The sequence below is a fragment of the Alteromonas sp. 07-89-2 genome, assembly GCF_013113925.1.
GTDB classification, from domain to species: Bacteria; Pseudomonadota; Gammaproteobacteria; order Enterobacterales; family Alteromonadaceae; genus Alteromonas; species Alteromonas macleodii.
In genome coordinates this window covers 13,302-32,268 of sequence record NZ_VTYM01000010.1, presented here as the reverse complement: position 1 = coordinate 32,268, position 18,967 = coordinate 13,302, and the positions used below count along the sequence as shown (strand labels likewise).

13 protein-coding genes are annotated in these 18,967 nt (G+C 46.1%); 10 read left to right on the top strand and 3 right to left on the bottom strand.

What is annotated here, in order from left to right:
• The first annotated feature begins 19 nt into the window (after positions 1 to 19).
• From ahpF to F0261_RS08860, 4 genes are all read left to right on the top strand, one after another.
• Positions 20 to 1,609, top strand: coding sequence for an alkyl hydroperoxide reductase subunit F (gene ahpF / locus F0261_RS08875; RefSeq protein WP_171337772.1), 1,590 nt, complete (start codon positions 20 to 22; stop codon positions 1,607 to 1,609).
• A gap of 267 nt (positions 1,610 to 1,876) precedes the next feature.
• Entirely contained in the window at positions 1,877 to 4,039 is a 2,163-nt protein-coding gene (locus F0261_RS08870) for a TonB-dependent siderophore receptor (RefSeq protein WP_171337771.1), read from the top strand.
• 9 nt (positions 4,040 to 4,048) lie between these two features.
• Positions 4,049 to 4,585: a hypothetical protein gene (locus F0261_RS08865; RefSeq protein WP_171337770.1), complete on the top strand. Its 537-nt coding sequence runs from the start codon at positions 4,049 to 4,051 to the stop codon at positions 4,583 to 4,585.
• Between the two features lie 10 nt (positions 4,586 to 4,595).
• Positions 4,596 to 6,080, top strand: coding sequence for a PepSY domain-containing protein (locus F0261_RS08860; RefSeq protein ID WP_171337769.1), 1,485 nt, complete (start codon positions 4,596 to 4,598; stop codon positions 6,078 to 6,080).
• Positions 6,081 to 6,393: 313 nt separating this feature from the next.
• Here F0261_RS08860 and F0261_RS08855 read toward each other — a convergent pair whose 3' ends face one another.
• Entirely contained in the window at positions 6,394 to 6,972 is a 579-nt protein-coding gene (locus tag F0261_RS08855; RefSeq protein WP_171337768.1) for a demethoxyubiquinone hydroxylase family protein, read from the bottom strand.
• Between the two features lie 205 nt (positions 6,973 to 7,177).
• Between F0261_RS08855 and F0261_RS08850 the strand changes: the two genes are divergently transcribed.
• The 3 genes from F0261_RS08850 (at position 7,178) to F0261_RS08840 (ending at position 10,585) form a co-directional block, all read left to right on the top strand.
• Positions 7,178 to 8,248 (top strand): strictosidine synthase family protein, encoded by a 1,071-nt coding sequence (locus tag F0261_RS08850; protein WP_171337767.1) that lies wholly within the window; start codon positions 7,178 to 7,180, stop codon positions 8,246 to 8,248.
• A gap of 253 nt (positions 8,249 to 8,501) precedes the next feature.
• Positions 8,502 to 10,166: a S41 family peptidase gene (locus F0261_RS08845; protein ID WP_171337766.1), complete on the top strand. Its 1,665-nt coding sequence runs from the start codon at positions 8,502 to 8,504 to the stop codon at positions 10,164 to 10,166.
• A complete protein-coding gene (locus F0261_RS08840; protein WP_171337765.1) occupies positions 10,166 to 10,585 on the top strand; it encodes a hypothetical protein in 420 nt (139 codons plus the stop codon). The genes F0261_RS08845 and F0261_RS08840 overlap by 1 nt, the downstream gene beginning before the upstream one ends.
• Before the next feature lie 91 nt (positions 10,586 to 10,676).
• Here F0261_RS08840 and F0261_RS08835 read toward each other — a convergent pair whose 3' ends face one another.
• Positions 10,677 to 13,019, bottom strand: coding sequence for a YgiQ family radical SAM protein (locus tag F0261_RS08835; protein ID WP_171337764.1), 2,343 nt, complete (start codon positions 13,017 to 13,019; stop codon positions 10,677 to 10,679).
• Positions 13,020 to 13,273: 254 nt separating this feature from the next.
• Between F0261_RS08835 and F0261_RS08830 the strand changes: the two genes are divergently transcribed.
• Positions 13,274 to 13,738, top strand: a complete 465-nt coding sequence (locus F0261_RS08830; protein ID WP_171337763.1) for an EVE domain-containing protein — start codon at positions 13,274 to 13,276, stop codon at positions 13,736 to 13,738.
• A gap of 138 nt (positions 13,739 to 13,876) precedes the next feature.
• Here F0261_RS08830 and F0261_RS08825 read toward each other — a convergent pair whose 3' ends face one another.
• Positions 13,877 to 14,287 (bottom strand): hypothetical protein, encoded by a 411-nt coding sequence (locus tag F0261_RS08825; RefSeq protein ID WP_171337762.1) that lies wholly within the window; start codon positions 14,285 to 14,287, stop codon positions 13,877 to 13,879.
• Positions 14,288 to 14,454: 167 nt separating this feature from the next.
• Here F0261_RS08825 and F0261_RS08820 point away from each other — a divergent pair, with 167 nt between their 5' ends.
• Both F0261_RS08820 and F0261_RS08815 read left to right on the top strand, forming a co-directional pair.
• Positions 14,455 to 16,794: a TonB-dependent siderophore receptor gene (locus F0261_RS08820; protein WP_171337761.1), complete on the top strand. Its 2,340-nt coding sequence runs from the start codon at positions 14,455 to 14,457 to the stop codon at positions 16,792 to 16,794.
• A 15-nt stretch (positions 16,795 to 16,809) separates the two neighbouring features.
• Positions 16,810 to 18,963, top strand: a complete 2,154-nt coding sequence (locus F0261_RS08815) for an FAD-dependent oxidoreductase (protein WP_171337760.1) — start codon at positions 16,810 to 16,812, stop codon at positions 18,961 to 18,963.
• Positions 18,964 to 18,967: the final 4 nt, after the last annotated feature.

The window sequence follows — 18,967 nt, the reverse complement described above, 5'->3', positions numbered from 1 at the left end:
AAAATAAGGCAGAATAACCGTGTTAACTAAAGAAATTTTACAAGCATTGAAATCATATGCAGAGTCAATGCAGAAAAACATAACCTTTGTCGTACAGACCGGTGAACATAGCAAGCGTGAAGAGCTTGTGACGTTTCTGTCCGACATTGCTTCAGTAAGCGAAAAATTAAACGTAGAAGAGCGTGACACAAATGGTGAGTTGCGCAGTGCAATCAGCTTTTTGTTGGAAGCTGACGGCGAAGATACGGGAATTCGTTTTTCTGGTATCCCTGGCGGTCACGAGTTTAACTCGCTTGTACTTGCCATGCTGCATGCAGCGGGTACTGAACTTAAGCTAGACGATAGCGTTAAGTCGATGGTGAAAGCGGTGAATGAACCACTTAATTTTGAAGTGTTCATTAGCTTAAGCTGTCACAACTGCCCTGAAGTCGTACAGGCACTTAATCAATTTGCTTTGATTAATCCTAACATCAAGACCGAAATGATCGACGGCGGGTTATATCAAAATCTAATTCAAGAGCGCGACATCCAAGGTGTTCCTAGCGTATACCTTAATGGCGAGCTATTCGCGAATGGTAAAGTTGATGCCTCTGTGCTTATCAACAAGTTAATTGAACGCGACCCTAGCCTTAAAGAAGCAAACAAAGGCGATGCGTTACCACTTCAAGACGTAACGGTTATCGGTGGTGGTCCAGCAGGCGTTGCTTCGGCGATTTACAGTGCCCGTAAAGGCCTTAAAGTTGCCATTGTTGCTGAAACTTTTGGCGGCCAAGTTAAAGATACCATGGGTATCGAGAACCTTATCTCAGTACCTAAAACAACGGGCCCTGAGCTTGTTGGTAACTTGATGGAGCACGTACGCGATTACGACATTACGCTCAAAGAGCACGTACGCGTTGATAGCATTGAGAAAGGCAATATTAAAACCATTACGCTTTCTTCTGGCGAACAGATCCGCACTCGTACGGTCATTGTTGCGACAGGCGCCCGCTGGAGAGAACTTGGTGTTCCGGGCGAAAAAGAGAACATCGGTAATGGTGTTGCGTACTGCCCACACTGCGACGGCCCTTTCTTCAAAGGTAAAGATGTAGCGGTCATTGGCGGTGGTAACTCAGGTATTGAAGCGGCACTTGACCTTGCTGGCATTGTAAAATCGGTGACGGTATTTGAATTTATGCCAGAACTAAAAGCGGATAAGGTACTTATCGATCAAGCTCAAAAACGAGATAATATTACCATTATCAAGAACGCGGCAACGCGCCAAATTACTGCTGAAAATGGCAAAGTGAACGCAATTGAATACCAAGATCGCTCAACTAACGAAGTGCACACCCGTGAACTTGCAGGTGTATTTGTTCAAATTGGACTAGTACCAAACAGTCAGTTTATGAAGGGCACGGTAGACATGACACAATATGGCGAAATTATTGTTGATACTAAGTGTCATACATCTGAGCCGGGTATATTTGCAGCCGGTGACGTAACAACAGTACCGTATAAGCAAATTGTTATTTCGATGGGTGAGGGCGCGAAAGCATCGCTTGCTGCATTTGAATACTTATTAAGCCATGAAGTGGTTGAGTCTGAACAGGAAAGTGAAGCGGCATAGTCATTAGCCTTTCACTTCTCATGAGAGTTAAAGTCGAGCTAACGCTGTTAGTTCGGCTTTTTTGTATGCGCGTATCTTTATGTTACTTAACAACCTCGGTTAACGCGTTTTCTGCTACTTATTGATGTTAATGTGAATGATACTGGTTATCATTTGTGTAAATTTTTGCTAAATTAGACGAAAGTACTAATGCAGCCTTCAGTTCACTTCATTCTTGTAATAGGCGAATTGATGGGTCTTAAAAATTAATAACAGAAAACACTCAACATGAATAAGAAATTACTCAGCTTGGCGGTAGCGGCTATCTTAGTGTCTCACGCACATGCTCAGGAAGATAAAAGTGGCGCTGGCTTAGCTATAGATAAGCGAGAAGCAACAGGGGAAAAAGCAGAAGCGAATGCAGTAGAAAAGATTGAAGTAGTGGGCATGCGTTCTCCGTTTGGCGCAACAAAAACAAATACACCGATTGTTGAACTCGCCCGTACAATTTCCATTGAAACCGCATTAGATTTAAAGCAAAAAGGTGTGTTAAATCTTTCTCAGTCTGCCACCTATATGGCGGGCGTGACGGGGGAGTCATACGGATACGCCACCCGAGTCGATTCAATTTCTTCCAGAGGATTAAGTATTCCGCGCTATCGCGACTCAATTCAAGAGTTGTTTGGCAGCTATAATTCTACGCGAGCTGAAATTTACACAATGGAACAGGTTGAGCTGCTTAAGGGGCCTGCCTCTGTACTTTACGGTCAGGGCTCTCCCGGTGGCATAATGAACTATGTGTCAAAAACGCCCAAGTTAGGCAAAGGAAGCGAAGTGGTGTTGTCCTACGGAAGCTTCGACCGCGCGCAAGTTGGGGTGGATGTAAACGGCAGCCTGTCTGAAGATGATAAGTGGATGGGGCGTTTTGTGGGTATATATCGTAATGCTGACTCTCAGGTTGATTACGTTAGCGACGACACCCAAGTATTCATGCCGTCACTTTCCTTCATGCCTTCTGACGATACAACGCTAACGCTTATCGGGTTATTCCAAGATACTGATAGCGATACAGCAGCGCAGTTTATTCCTGTGGAAGGCACATTATTGCCTTTGGCTGACGGCACTTATTTACCCGACCAAGATGTTTACGCAGGTGAACCAGGGTTTAATAAATTTGATACTAAGTCGAACCAAGTTACCTTGCTTGGCGAGCACTTGATTAACGATGCAACGTCACTTTCATTTACTGCCTTATGGCGAGATGGTGAGGCAGACTACCACCAAGCGTGGCCCACTTTTACGGGCGGCACTCGCTATCTAAACGCTTTTGTAGGGGCACCGGTAGCGCCTACCGATACCTTTGTGCCGAGAACGTTTTATCAAGCAGACAATACGTTTAATCAACACGCTTTTGATATTCGTGTAAACAAGGGCTTTGTAACAGGCGCTTTCGAACATGAATTATTAGCGGGTGTACAATATCAACATGTTAAGACTGACGCCAACTCTGCTTACTATGCTGGTGGTGGGGTATTACAAGGTGATTTTAGGTACATTCTGGACTTGGCTAACCCTGAGTACACAGGCGCACCAGAGCAAGCCATTTTCGACGCAATCTACAACGATGCGCCTGAACAGACAGTCACGGACACGGGGTTATACCTGTCTGATCAAATTTCCTATGAAAACTGGCGGGTAACGCTAGGCCTACGTCACGACCGCGTTGATAATGATACAGGCGTAACTGAGCAGGATGACACGCAAACATCATACTCAGCTGGAATTTTGTATCGTTTTGACAACGGCATTTCTCCCTACCTTAGTTACGCTGAGTCGTTCGAGACGGTAGTGGGACTAGATAATAATAACAACCAGCTTAAGCCAGAACAAGGCCGTCAATACGAGGCAGGGATTAAGTATGAACTCTCGTCAGTTCCTGGTTTTATCACGCTGGCGTATTACGATATTGAAGTTTCAAACCTTCCTAATCCTAACGGATTACCAGACGAAGCGGCGCAACAGCAAGGCGTAACGACCATTGAAGGGATTGAGCTAGAAGGGCGCGTAGACTTTGGCCAGATAACAGCGCAGTTTGCGGCGTCGGTCTTGGATGCAGAAGATCCTAACGGTTTTTCGTTGTCAGCACAGCCAGACAGCAATGCATCCCTATGGGTAAATTATTCTCCACTTGAGCTTGAAGCGCTGACGGTAGGAGCTGGTATTCGCTACGTGGGAGAATCAGTTTCTGAGAATGGTATCATCAGATACGACACGCCTAGCTACACCCTTGGTGACCTGATGGTGTCGTACGAGCTAGCAGATAATTTGAATTTGCAGCTGAATGTAAGAAATGTGACCGATAAAAAATATCTCACGTCTTGCTTATTCAGAGGTGACTGTTTCCCTGGTGTACGCAGAACAGTGAACGCGTCGCTAACCTATTCGTTTTAAGGATTTATCATGCTTTCAGTTGCAGCGGGTGGTTTAACACTTGCAGCCTTAGGTGTTATTTATAAAAGTTGGCGCGCTCAAGCGTCAACGTATCTTTATTTGGGTCTTGTCGTATGGCTGGTTGCAGCAGTGTGCTGGTCTTATGCTCAGGGGTGGGAGTTTGGCGTGCTATATGCGCTGTGTATTCCTTCCATTTTAGTGTGGCCTTTTATTGCGTTTAACCAAACGCATTTACCTCAGCCAAAAAATGTACCTCAGCCGAGGAGCTTTGATTTCTCGCGACGTACAGTTCTAGGGAACATCGCAAACTACATCGTGGTGCTGGTTGTTTTATTGGTTGTGAGCGTGTTATTGACGCTAGGACTATGTGCGCTACTACCATTCTCAATAGCAGGGAAGTTGGCTACAGGTATCGTGCTGTTGCCAATTTGGTGGGGTCTTATTGTTTATCACTACCTTGCTACCGCCCACAAAATTAAAGTTGTTGTTGCTTACGCAGTTTTGGCTGCGCTTTGCCTACCAATACTTATTTTCCTCCCCATGTAGGTGAATATCGATGGATAAAATAACAAAACAAAATGCATTAAATGCACATACTTGGGTAGGCGTTTTTCTAAGTGTACTTCTCTTTTTGGTGTGCTTATCTGGGACCGTTGCGGTTTTTCACTTAGAGTTTGAAAGGTGGGAACAGCCGCATATTGAAGAAATGGAGAATGTTTCTCCTGATGTTGTTGAAAAGGCGATGGACACCTTTTTGGCTCAGAATACGCAAGAGTCTCACCATCTTTATGTGGTTTTCCCTACATCAGATATCCCTCGGTTGGTGGTAGAAAACGATCATGCTGCTTACTTTGCCGACAGTGAAGGTAACTTATTAGAGCAAGAAAGCGTGTCTTTTACCGAAATGCTTGTGAACTTGCACTTGTATCTCAATTTGCCACAAAGTTGGGGAATGATTTTGGTCAGCGCTTTGGGCGCTATCATCTGTACCCTTGTCGTCACTGGAATTATTGCTCACAAACGAATAGCAAAAGATGCTTTTAAACTTCGACGGGGTGGCAACGGTCAGCAAGCACAAATTGATTTGCACAACCGTTTTGGACTATGGGCAGCGCCTTTTCATTTAGTTATAGGTATAACAGGCGCATATTTTGGTATGGCAGGGATCATTTTGGTGGTTGTTGCCTCACTAAATTACGATGGCGATCGCGACGCGGTTATTCAGAAAATCTTTACGCCAGACCCTGTATTAGCGCCACAGGAAGGTAAACCGGCTATTGGTAGGGCGTTTGCACAAATGGAAACGCTAGCGCCAGAAAAGTCGCCAATATTTTTAACGGTACACGAAGTCGGTGAACCAGAGCAGTTCATCGAAATATATGCCAAGGCACCCTATAGAATGATTTACGCAGAAGGCTATCGATTCGATACGGCGGGGAACTTTATCGGTGTGGCCGGCTATGAATTCGGTGAATGGGGTAAGCAGTTGGTATGGGCAATGTACCGTTTGCACTTCGGTGACTTCGCCGGCCTTACCAGCAAATGGCTGTACTTTGTTCTTGGTGTAATGCTGACAATGCTTTGCGTGTCGGGTATGGAGATTTGGCTGTCTAAGAAGGCGCATCCGCCGTTAGCAAGCAGGCTTTGGTACAGCACGGTGTGGGGTAGTGTGAGTGCACTCGCATTAACTGCTGTAGCAGATATGTTTTTTACAAGCTCGCTCATCGCCGTTTTTTGGTGCCTTATGCTATTTAATACCGGCATTACAGTGGGAGTTAAATCACTCACAAAGCCGATATGGTTGCTTATATCAGGCCTAAGCGTAATGGTGTTACTCATAGCCTATGCGGCTATGCACCAAAGCGCGACGCTATCGGTTGCGTCACTTCAGCTTAATATACCTATGGCGGTGTACGTGGTGTGGAGTGTTTATCGTGCTAATACGCTGCTTAAGCGTGCTAAAAATGCAGAAAGTCAGATTGAAGCCGACGCGAGTAACAGCGTGCCTCAATCAGCGCAAGAAAAAAGAGTGAATGCGTAAATCTTATCGTAACTATTAGGGGCTCACAGGAAGCCCCTTAGTTACGCTTCTTTCTTTTCCACGTACCGCCATACATATAGCCATTGCTGGCCTTTGCTCGTTCTTGACAAGCTTTGCATACTATACGCCACGTGTCTTCATCACCACATCGAATACGAAACTGTGTGTCGGCATTGATAGCGCAGTTGTCACAGGGTTTTGGTAGCCGAACTCTGTCCTTTTTTCCCACTTTAAAAGCGTCTCTTTTTTTTCAATTAATAAATTCTCTGATGCCTATTTTTTATCACAGGTCACTGCGCATAAGCTCGAAAACTTAAATCACTTTTGCGATTGCAACGGCAATAGAAGAGCCTTTTTCAACGGCTGCGCCCCATAATTTCATTAATAACGACGGCCTTTTCGTCATTAGGATCAGCGCTTCATCTCTGTGATGTTGTTCATCTGCTTGGCATTGTCTAAACCGATTTATAACGTTTGAAGGGGGGATGGGTAACGCAGAAATGCGCTTACATTGTTCTTCGTAATGCGAATCTACGAACTGCTCTACTCGGTAAATGGTGTAGTAAAAGCAATTTATACCGCAAAGTCTTGGAATAAAGCCGGTGATAAACCCAGAAGCTATCCATAAAAGTAAAATAAAACTGCCTCTAAAAAGCGGCATCTCGTTTTCAAACACGGCGAGGTGTCGTCTTTCCGTTTTAAGGTGCTCATGTATGAAGGGTTGTACCTCACTTTTTGTGCTAGAAAGATTAACCAGTTTTAAAACACATTCGGCGAATAGAGCACCACGGTATATCCAAACGGCTCCCGTCTCTCCCGCGTGGCTCGCACGTAGCTCTTTGTCTACTTGCTTAGCATAATTATCTCCGAGTGTTTTTGCATAAAATGGCATGACGTACCTCAGTAGCATTTTATAAACAAACGATCTGAAGGGGGGAATGGATGCTACCTAACGAATTTGTAATGCATATTCAAATATGCGCTATTTAGAAAGCTCTGGATGATAGTGTTCTATTTATAAACGAAAGCAGAGTATCGGAGGGTTGCTTGCTATGGTTGATAGATAGACAACATGCGTTGCTTGTAGGAGAGCATAAATGAAGGTATTCGGTGGAGTGTTCATAGTCATTTTAGGGTATTTACTACTATGGCCAGTACCCATTGCGCCAATGAGCTGGCAAGCACCGAGCAGTAACGGGTTTTCAGGGCAATTCGCTGAGAACACACGTTTGTCAGGTCTTACGCTCATTGCATTAGACTCAGATAATGGGCCGGAGGATTTTGCTATAAATGCTGCGGGAACTATTGCAACAGCTACCCACTCTGGAGCGGTATTGTTAAAGAAAAAAGGAGACGCAACATTTGCTCCATGGATTAACACGGGTGGACGTCCGCTGGGTATCGAGTTTGATGCAGACGATAACTTATTAATTGCTGACGCCCATCGCGGATTGCTAATCGCAAACCCTGAGGGTGAGCTAACGGTACTGGTTAACCAAGTTGACAACACGAAAGTTATGTATGCCGACGATGTGGATGTTGCTAATAACGGCAAGATTTACTTCACTGATGCAACCACGAAGTTTTCAGCCATGGAATATGGAGGAACGCTGCAAGCTAGCCTGCTAGAAATTTTGGAACATAGAGGCAATGGCAGGCTTATAGAGTACGACCCAATACGTAGAACCAGCAATGTACTGATGGATGGTCTGGTTTTTGCGAATGGTGTCGCAATAAGCCATGATCAAAATTCAGTGTTGGTCAACGAAACCGGTAAATATCGCGTGTTGCGTTATTGGCTAGTTGGGCCAAAACAGGGCCAAGTGGAGGTCGTGATTGATAATTTGCCTGGATTCCCAGACAACATCAGCCAGGCAACTAGCGGCGCGTACTTTCTGGGTCTTGCTTCGCCTCGCTCCGCTCCCGTTGACGCTCTATCTGACAAGCCTTTCATTCGTAAAATTGTACAGCGTCTGCCACAGTTCATGCGCCCGCAAGGTCAAGCATACGGGCACCTTGTTAAAATAAGTGAAAGCGGAGAGGTTTTACAAAGTTACCAAGACCCTAGTGGTGGCTTTCCCTTTGTTACAGGCGCAATACAGACAGATGAAGGTGTATATGTGAGTAGCTTAACTGCACGAGCAGTAGGTGTGTTGCAGTTAAACTAGAGACGATAATAAGCATATTGTTACGGCAGAATAAGTAGTCTTCTTTTCTACCGCGATAGAGCGATACGCGTCACGAATGAAACTTTCTCATCAACTCTGCAACACGTTTTCTTACATTTCGAAACATTTTAAACTTTTGTTATGTAGTTACGCTTAGAAGGATATGTCACTATCGGCTATGCTAATAAAAGTTGTTTTTAGCACAAGTTTAATAGTTTTGGGCTAGCCGTTTTAAAAGGATATTTTCTAAATCATGAAAGCGTATACGTATTCTTCTGTTGCACTTGCAGTCACGATTTCTCTTCTAGCTGGATGTGGAGGCGGCTCAGGCTCGTCCAATACCCCTCCTGTGGTGACAACGCCTACCACGCCAACGACACCTGTAACAACAGAGCCAGAGTGGGAAGCGGGGGTGTATGAACCGCAATCTCAATATTTAGCGAAATGTGAGACTCCTAGAAGTGGTATTAACCCTTTTACTAATAGGGCTTACCCAGATACACAAGGTACCGCTATGGATGAAAAGCTGTGGCTACGTACTTGGACTAATGACACTTATCTGTGGTACGACGAAGTAGATGACAATGACCCTGCAAATTTCTCAGTGTTGGGATATTTTGATCAGCTTAAAACCAATGAGCTAACGCCAAGCGGTACGCCAAAAGATAACTTCCACTTTTCACAAGACACTGCCGAATATAACGAACTGTCTCAATCGGGGATTTCATCGGGCTATGGGTTTGATTGGGAATTTGGTTCAACAACCGTGCCGAGAGTACTAACAGTGCGATTCACTGAGCCGGGTTCACCTGCAGCTACTGCTGGCGTGCCTCGCGGTGCGACCCTTTCGCGTATAAACGGCGTCGACTTTGTCAATGACAACACGCAGCAGGGCGTCAATGCGATTAATGCTGCTCTGTTTCCGGAAGACGCAGGTACGGTGACAAGCTTTGAGTTTGTGCAGGTTGATGGTTCAACTCTCTCAGTAGACATCACCTCCGGCGATATCAGCGTAACGCCGGTTCAAAACGCAAAGGTACTCGATACCGAAAACGGCAAAACGGGCTACTTCCAATTCAATACCTTTATCGTTACCGCGCAAGAAGGATTAATTGATGCGTTCGATATGTTTGTTGAAGAAAATGTGACCGAGCTCGTTATTGATCTTCGCTACAACGGCGGAGGACGTTTGGCGCTAGCTTCACAGCTTTCCTATATGATAGCGGGTCCGAACCAAACCAATAACGCAACCTTTGAAACATTGCGTTTTAACGATAAAAACCCAAACACCAACCCTGTCACCGGAGAGACTATTCGTCCAACACCGTTTTACCGCAATGTTATTGACTATAACGCAGGGCAACTTACCGACACGCTTCTGCCTAGCCTTTCGCTGACGAAGGTTTACGTTTTAGCCACGGGTGCAACATGTTCAGCAAGTGAAGCGGTAATGAATGCACTTCGTGGTATTGATGTAGAAGTAGTGCAAATTGGCTCTACTACTTGTGGCAAGCCGTATGGGTTCTACCCAACAGACAATTGCGGTGAGACCTACTTTACTATCCAGTTCCAAGGGGTGAATAACAAAGGGTTTGGTGATTATGCTGACGGTTTCATGCCTACCACCACGCCTAATTTCAATTTTGAGTTGCCGGGGTGTGAAGTTGAAGATGACTTTACCGCAAGCTTGGGCGACCCAAATGAAGGGATGCTATCAGCCGCATTGGAATATGCTGCTACAAGCTCATGTCCCGAAGTTGTCACGTCAAACGGCGTGGCGGATGTCAAAGCACTGCGCAGTAACCAAAGTGCGTTAGGGGGCGAAAAGCTTATTCCTATCGACAAGCCTGAACAACGCAAAGAGAACTTTATTTTACACAACAAAATAAATCAGCCTGTTATTCAGGAGCGCAAGTAATGTCGCTTCCTAATAAAAAAGGAAAATTGCTAAAAGGAAGATTGCTAGCAGCACCTCTCGCCATACTTTTGCTCTCGGCGAGCGGATGCGCGACAACGCAGGAGGCTGAGTTACACGAGGCAATAACCAAATCCACAAGTGTGAGTCAAAAGCAAACTATTGAAAGTAAGATCAGCAACTGGTTTGGTGGTCTAAATATAACGATAGCCGATGATGCATTCAGTCAAACCGCGAGCATTACGATTGAGCGTAAAGCAAAGGATGATAGTAGGGGATTACCTATTGACGGAAGGCACGACAACCCTGTTTATAGCTTTACGCTGCTAAGTGATGGTGAACAGTGCGTGTTGCGTAACGACCAAAATGGGGAACTTACCAAGCTTGAAAATGTGACCTGTTATATTGTGGACGAGGCATAAGTCGGGATAAATCGACGAAAGCGCAATGTCATCGTTGACAATAGGCCTTAAAAAAACGCCCAGAGTTTACAAGCTCTGGGCGTTTTTGTTGCTATCGTTTGTGCATGCTTGGCTGCTTTTGCGTGCGGCCGCGGCTGTTGCCACTACTATTATTTCCTTTCGAAGCGTTGCCTCTGTTCTTATTCCCGCCAGTGTCGTTACGCTGCTGTGCTGTGTTACCACGATCTTGCTTGTTAGCGTTGGAATTACGTCGGCTCTTATTTACGCTGTTGCCGCCTTTGCTGTTCTTGCCCTGAAAGGTAGGAGGAAGCCCAGTATGTTTGGTTAGTGCGCGTTCACCACGACGGCCTTTTTGCGCTTTTTGGCGTTTTTCATCTGCCGTTTCTGGCGGAACAAGGTGCTGAGGACCACGGCCTATTAAGTCTTCACGCCCCATACGCGTAAGGGCTTCGCGAATTTGCGCAAAGTTTTTCGGGTCGTGATAACGCAGCATCGCCTTGTGTAATCGACGGTGAATTTCACCTTTTGCAGAAGGCACCTCTTCACTGTCTCTAGTGACTTTGCGAAGGGAATTTACCTCGGTATGGTACATGGTGGTAGCCGTTGCCATTGGCGACGGATAGAAGTTCTGTACCTGATCGAGCTTAAATTTGTTTTCTTTAAGCCAAATCGCAAGGCTTAGCATGTCTTCGTCGGTGGTACCCGGATGCGATGCAATAAAGTAAGGAATTAGGTACTGCTTTTTACCTGCTTCTTGTGAGTACTTATCAAACAGCTCTTTGAAGCGGTAGTAGCTGCCCATGCCCGGTTTCATCATTTTTGAAAGCGGGCCATCTTCGGTGTGTTCTGGAGCGATTTTTAAGTAGCCGCCTACGTGGTGAAGAGCCAGTTCTTTCACGTATTCCGGGTCTTCTACCGCTAGGTCGTAACGCACGCCTGAAGCAATCAATATCTTTTTAATTCCAGGCAATTCACGAGCACGGCGGTATAAATCGATAGTTGGCTTATGATCCGTATCCATGTGCGCACAAATGCTAGGGTACACACAAGAGGGACGACGACATGTAGCTTCTGCTTTCGGGCTCTTACAACGCAGGCGATACATGTTCGCCGTCGGGCCGCCTAAGTCTGAAATAACACCAGTAAAGCCCGGTACAGTATCGCGTATTTGCTCTATTTCTCGAATAATAGAGTCTTCAGAACGGCTTTGAATAATACGCCCTTCGTGTTCAGTAATAGAGCAGAAGGTACAGCCGCCGTAGCATCCGCGCATAATATTAATACTGAAGCGGATCATGTCGTATGCAGGGATTTTAGCATCGCCATAGACAGGGTGAGGCACACGCTGATAGGGTAAATCAAATACCGCGTCCATCTCTTCGGTTTCAAGCGGCATGGCCGGTGGGTTAATCCAAATGTGTCTGTCACCGTGGCGCTGCATGAGGGCTCGAGCACAACCAGGATTGGTTTCTTGGTGCAAAATACGCGACGTATGTGCGTATAACACCTTGTTGTCTTTCACCGTCTCGTACGCAGGTAGCTTAACGTACACGTTTTCCCAAGGCTTACGCTTTTCTTTCTCTTTTTGCGCAGGCTGAATAACAATGGGGGCGGCTTCTGGCGCTTCACTGCTTTTGGCGTCTTTATCCTGCGAATCGCACTCGGGCTCCATCTGGTAGGGGCTTGGAATGGCGTCTATCTTGCCCGGCCTGTCTAGAGAGGTCGAGTCGACACCTTGCCACTCTGGCAAGGCTTCTTTAACGATAATCGCAGTGCCGCGAATGTCTCGCAAATCGGCAATATCTTCACCTGCCGCTAAGCGATGAGTGACTTCAACAAGAGGACGTTCGGCGTTACCGAAAAAGAGCATATCCGCTTTAGAGTCAAACAGTACAGAGCGGCGTACTTTTTCACTCCAATAGTCGTAGTGCGCAATGCGACGTAAGCTGGCTTCTATGCCACCAACAATAACAGGTACGCCTTTAAACGCTTCACGGCAGCGCTGTGAATAAACGGTAACTGCACGATCAGGGCGCTTGCCACCTACATTGCCTGGCGTGTAAGCGTCGTCGTGACGAAGCTTTTTGTCAGACGTGTAGCGGTTTATCATAGAGTCCATATTGCCGGCTGTTACGCCGAAATACAGGTTGGGTTTACCCAACTTCATGAAGTCGTCTTTGCTGGTCCAGTCTGGCTGAGAAATAATACCCACGCGAAAACCATGAGCTTCAAGCACTCGGCCAATTACCGCCATACCAAAACTAGGGTGATCTACATACGCATCGCCCGTTACCAAAATAACGTCACAGCTGTCCCAGCCAAGGGCGTCCATTTCTTCCTTCGACATGGGGAGAAACGGCGCAGTACCCAGGCAGTGTGGCCAATATTTAGGGTAAGAAAACAGACCGCGATCGGCCTTAATGGTGGCTTGCATAGTAATCACATCTAGATAAATCAGAGAGTTGCTGAACTTAAATTAGGCTGTAGCTCAGAATAAGTGCCTAATTATAGCAGTGTTGGCCAAGCTAAGGTATAGCACTGTCATTAAATTAAAGAGCTTTGTATACTCACTTAAATCAACAAGCTGTAAAGCTAGCCGTGAGCGCAGGTTTTTATAAGCGCTTCAAATGCCCGCATTTAGCGAATGAAAGGCTTGTCTATTTACAACGAAGAGAATTAACAACGACTATGGCGTATTGGCTATTTAAAACAGAACCTGATGCATTTTCAATCGATGACTTGGCAAAGCGCCCAAAACAAACGGAACCATGGGACGGCGTAAGAAATTACCAAGCGCGTAACTTTTTACGAGACGGCGTTAAACGGGGTGACAAAGTATTTATCTATCATTCAAGTTGCAAGCTGGTCGGCATTGCAGGTGTTGCTGAAGTGGTAAGAGACGGCTACCCGGACACCACGCAGTTTAACCCTGAATCAAAATACTACGACCCTAAATCAAGTCAGGATAACCCCCGCTGGTATCGCGTTGACGTGAAATTTGTAGAGAAATTTTCAAGCGTTCTGCCGCTTTCAGTGATTAAAACGATGGACGGTATTACTGAACTGCCATTGGTCAAAAAAGGTGGAAGACTGTCAATCATGCCTGTAGAAGAGGCTGAATGGCAGCAACTGTATGCTGCTGCCAAACAGTAAGTTAAATGCTAAAAAGCGTAGTCGCCATTTCTTGTTAGCTCGCTAAAGCTAAATATAAGGGCTATCGCTATGCGCTAACTTTCTAGCGTGCGGTGTATCTAGCGGTTTTATCTAGCGTGATTAGCTAAGAAATAGCCGCTACTTGCCAATGGCAAATTTAGTATCGGCATCGCGCAATAGGAAAAGTGCAAAGCACGCGCCCCACATTGGCCATGCAGCAATAAACAGCAGGTGATTAAAGGCATCTAGATACTGCGGGAATGAAGACAGGGTAGACCCACCGTGAAGGATAAAAATAAGACCGTAGGTGTATTTTTTCGCAAGTCCTGCTAAGAATGCCAAAACCAGCGCAAGCTGCAGTGCGCCCATAACGTAAACGGCCATTTCAGGCACGCCGCCGATACCATAGAACTTTTCAAAAATGGCCATGCCGTGGGCTGGGTTAACAAACTTATCGAGTGTCCATACGAACATAACGATAAATATTGTTACGCGAAGAGAAAGTAGCGACCATTGTAGTCGGTTTTGAATATCGGTGTTGTTTTGCATACATGCTCCAAAAGTATAATAGTGCAAGCATACTAGAACGACCGTTCAAAATAAAAATTTCAATTAATTTTGTGTTTTTTAATATTTTTTTGAAAATTAAATGTACTGAAATTTTTTGTGACGCGTATCGGTCTTGTCGAACAAGAATTAAAAATACGGATCTGTTAATGAAAAAAGTAATCGGCCTAGCCGTTAGCACACTCGCACTTGCCATCAGTCAATCGCTCTATGCCCAGCAAGCGGCAGATATTGAAGTAGTTGAGGTAACCGGAAACCAGCAGAGTTTAGATACGCTAAATCCTGGCGATAACACACTTAAAGGCATTTTTGGTAGCGGTTTAAGTGCAGCTGAGACACCTAGGGCGGTGACGTCACTGTCGGCACAAGCGATAGAGGCACTTAACATTAACAATTTACACGACATCGTAAAAGCGGCGCCCAACGCGTACGCCTCTAGCGGCTTTGGCACGCCAAGCCTGCCCAGTATACGCGGCCAATTAGGTGAGCTCTTTCAAGATGGTATAAGACGTCAAGCAGGCAACAATGGCTTTGGTTTGCCTTTGTCGTTCAATAGCGTTGAGCAAATTGACGTGGTGAAAGGGCCGTCGCCAGTGTTGTTTGGTAGTACGCAGCGCAACGGTGGCTTTGTAAACCTTCAAACTAAGGTTGCGCCTACCACAGAAAGCAAGGGGAAAGTCACCCTTCGCGCCGGGCGCTGGGATCAGTATTCAGCGCAAGTGGATTACGGCACAGCTATAGAAGAAGGTAAAAGTGGTATTCGCTTTAGTGCAGAGTACTTAGACCATGGCAGTTTCTACGATTTTGCCGAGCGCGATAGCACGAACCTGTTTGTAGCCTATCGCTATACGCCAAGCGATTTACTGACGTGGGATATCAGCGCGGAGTATTATGACACAGACTATCCAGACAACGCAGGTATCAACCGCCCAACGCAAGACCTTATCGATAACGGTATTTATATTACTGGGCAAGGCACTCAGCCAAATGGCAGCACAATTCCGGGGGCAGGTGCAATTATTTCCCCTACCGGAGAAGTGGTTATTCCTCGCAACCGCGTATTCACAAATCCTGACGACATTAACGGTGCTGAAACTACGGTTATTCGAAGCAGTGTCGAATACAAAATGACTGATAACGTGGCGCTTCGCAACATTACTTATTATCAATATCTTGAACGTGAAGAAATAGCGCAAAATAGCTTTGTTGAGATCATTGACGGAGCTGACACGTTCGAAAACCGCACTGAGCTAGATTATAAGTGGAACGACAGCCAAACCACGACCGTGGGATTAGCGCTACGTTACAACGACGTGTTGGGCTATAGCCAGTTTACCACTGAGGCCGATAATCCGATTGACTTAACCGGGCCTATCTCAAACCGCGTTATTCCGCTTACCGATGTCCAAAAAGCCCGATTAGTTGAGCTGCGTCCTGGCGTATATGTTTCACCGGGTGCGCAATACGACCTAGACGGTGATGGTAACGGCGATTTTAACTTGTCAGACACCACCAACTCTACCGCATGGCAAACAGGCCTGGCGCTTCAGCAGCGCTCGACGTGGACCGATAAATTTTCAACTATTGCTGGCGTACGCGTTGATTACTATGACGTAGACGCGCGTGACCCACTAGCGCCGATTGGTGTTGAAGCAGCTTCAGATTCGTACAGCGATACATTAACAAGCTACCAGTTAAGTGCAGTGTACAAATTAACGGGTGATGTGAATGTTTACGCGGCGTTTTCAGAAAACGACGCAACATCGAATAGCATGGCGGGTGGCACGGTGTTAGGCAGTAATAACGAGATCAACCCGCTTAACTTTGCTACTGAAAATACGTTGTACGAAGTGGGTGTAAAATATGCGCCAAACAGCAGCTGGTACGCAGAGGCCGCTGTGTTTGACCAGACCCGAAGTCTGCGTAACCGTGATGGCAGTAACAGTGGCGTGAAAACGCAAGGTTTCGAATTACAAATGTTCTATCAAGCCGACGATGTTTGGATCAATGCCGCCTATAGCTACTTAGACGCGCGTTTTGATGATTCAGCGGCGTTTCAAGGTACAGCGCAGGTTATTGATGCGTTTGATAATAGTCGTCCTGATATTATTGAAGGTACAGGAGTAGGAGCACCTTCTTTTGCCGCGTTCCCTGCATCAGACAGTCGCGTTCAGGGGATCCCGCCACAAATTGCTTCTATTAACGCTGGCTGGCAAATTACAGATGACTTGCAAGTGGGTGCAAGTGCGCTCTATACCAAGTCATTCCCACTAGACTTTCTGCAAACGGTGCATATTCGCGACCAATATACGGTTGACGTAAATGCAGACTATCAAGTAACAGATGACCTTCGATTACGTTTAGATATCATTAATGTGACCGATGAAGAAAATTGGCAGCCACTGTTTGAAGGTGGGTATTTCGGCGCGACGCTTGTCATGCCAAACGTACCTCGTCACGCTCAAGTTACCATGCAATACGCGTTTTAAGCGCTAAGGATATTTATGTTTAAGAAAATAGCGCTTTTAGGGGTTATTGTTGCCGCCATATTTAGCTTTTTTTATTTTGATTTAAATAGCTATCTAACCCTTCAAGGTATGAAGGATTCACTCGATACGTTTCAATCGCAGATTGCTCAAAACCCGGTATTGAGTATTGGTGTGTTCTTTGCCATTTATGTTGCCGTAACTGCACTTTCTTTGCCGGGTGCGGCTATTTTGACCCTGGCAGCAGGGGCTTTGTTTGGCCTAGTTCAAGGCTTAGTTGTTGTATCGTTTGCCTCGAGCGTAGGGGCAACGCTGGCGTTTTTAGTTTCACGCTTCATATTACGCGACACCGTGCGAAACAAGTTTAAAGAAAAGCTTAAAAAGATTGATGAGGGCGTGGAAAAGCAAGGTGCGTTTTATTTATTTACTCTGCGCTTGGTGCCAGTATTCCCGTTTTTCCTGATCAACCTGTTGATGGGGCTAACGTCGCTTAAAACCTGGACATTCTACTGGGTAAGCCAAGTGGGCATGCTTGCGGGCACCGCGGTATATGTAAATGCGGGTACTCAACTTGCCCAAATAGACAGTTTGTCTGGCATTGTCTCGCCTGGGCTTATCTTTTCATTTGTACTTTTAGGCATATTCCCTTGGATAGCTAAAGCTATCGTAGCAGTAGTCAATCGCCGTCGCGTGTACAAAGGCTACAGCAAGCCAAAGAAGTTTGATCGCAACTTAGTGGTTATTGGAGCGGGTGCGGGTGGTTTGGTTACCAGCTATATTGCTGCAGCGGTGAAAGCAAAAGTCACGCTGGTAGAAGCTGGCGAAATGGGCGGCGACTGTCTTAACTACGGCTGCGTACCGAGCAAAGCCATTATAAAAACGGCAAAAGTGGCCAATCAAATGCATCATGCTGATAGCTATGGTTTAGAGCCGGTAACACCTGCGATGTCGTTTAAAAGGGTGATGGCACGTGTGCATGAAGTGATTGCGGCAATCGCGCCTAATGACAGTGTAGAGCGTTACACTAGCTTGGGTGTTGATGTTGTAAAAGGCTATGCGAAAATCATCGACCCTTGGACAGTTGAAATCAAAAAGAACGATGGCGGTACCCAAACACTAACCACAAAAAATATTGTGGTTGCTACAGGTGCAGCACCATTTATTCCCGAATTACCAGGCATTGAGCAAAGCGGCTATGTCACCTCTGATACCTTGTGGACCAAGTTTGCTGAACTTGAAGACGCGCCAAAACGTTTAATCGTATTAGGTGGCGGGCCTATTGGTTGTGAGCTCGCCCAAGCCTTTTCACGCCTTGGCAGCGACGTAACGCAAGTTGAGCGTGCTCCGCGTTTGATGGGCCGAGAAGATGCGGATGTGGCGGAGTATGCTGAGTCTGTGCTTAGAGAGAGCGGCGTAAACGTATTGACGTCCCATGATGCGCTTCGCTTTGAACAACAAGACGGTGAAAAAGTACTTGTTGTAGCGAAAGAGGGTGTTGAATCTACCATTACCTACGACGAAGTTATTGTGGCTGTGGGACGAAAAGCCCGTTTACATGGTTTTGGTCTGGAAGACTTAGGTATTCAGTTTGATAGAACAATTGAAACAGACGAATACTTGCAAACCCTGATGCCCAATATCTTTGCCGCTGGCGATGTAGTAGGGCCTTATCAATTTACCCACGTGGCCGCCCACCAGGCATGGTACGCCGCAGTCAACGCACTTTTCGGCACGTTTAAGAAATTCAAAGTTGATTATCGCGTTATTCCATGGACAACCTTCATCGATCCGGAAGTAGCGCGGGTGGGCATTAACGAGCGTGACGCTGCCGAGCAAGATATTGACGTTGAAGTAACGCGATACGAGTTTGCAGAGTTAGATCGTGCTGTTGCGGAAAGTGCCAGAAAAGGGTTTATTAAAGTGCTCACGCCACCGGGTAAAGATAAAATATTGGGTGTTACTATCGTCTCGGAACACGCAGGAGACTTACTGGCTGAGTTTGTTATTGCGATGAAGCACGATTTGGGGTTAAACAAGATCCTTGGCACTATCCACGCTTACCCAACATGGGCTGAAGGCGCAAAGTATGCTGCAGGGAATTGGAAGCGCGCAAACGCGCCTGAAAAGTTACTCAGCTATGTAGAGAAATTCCACACGTGGCGCAGAGGGTAGTTAA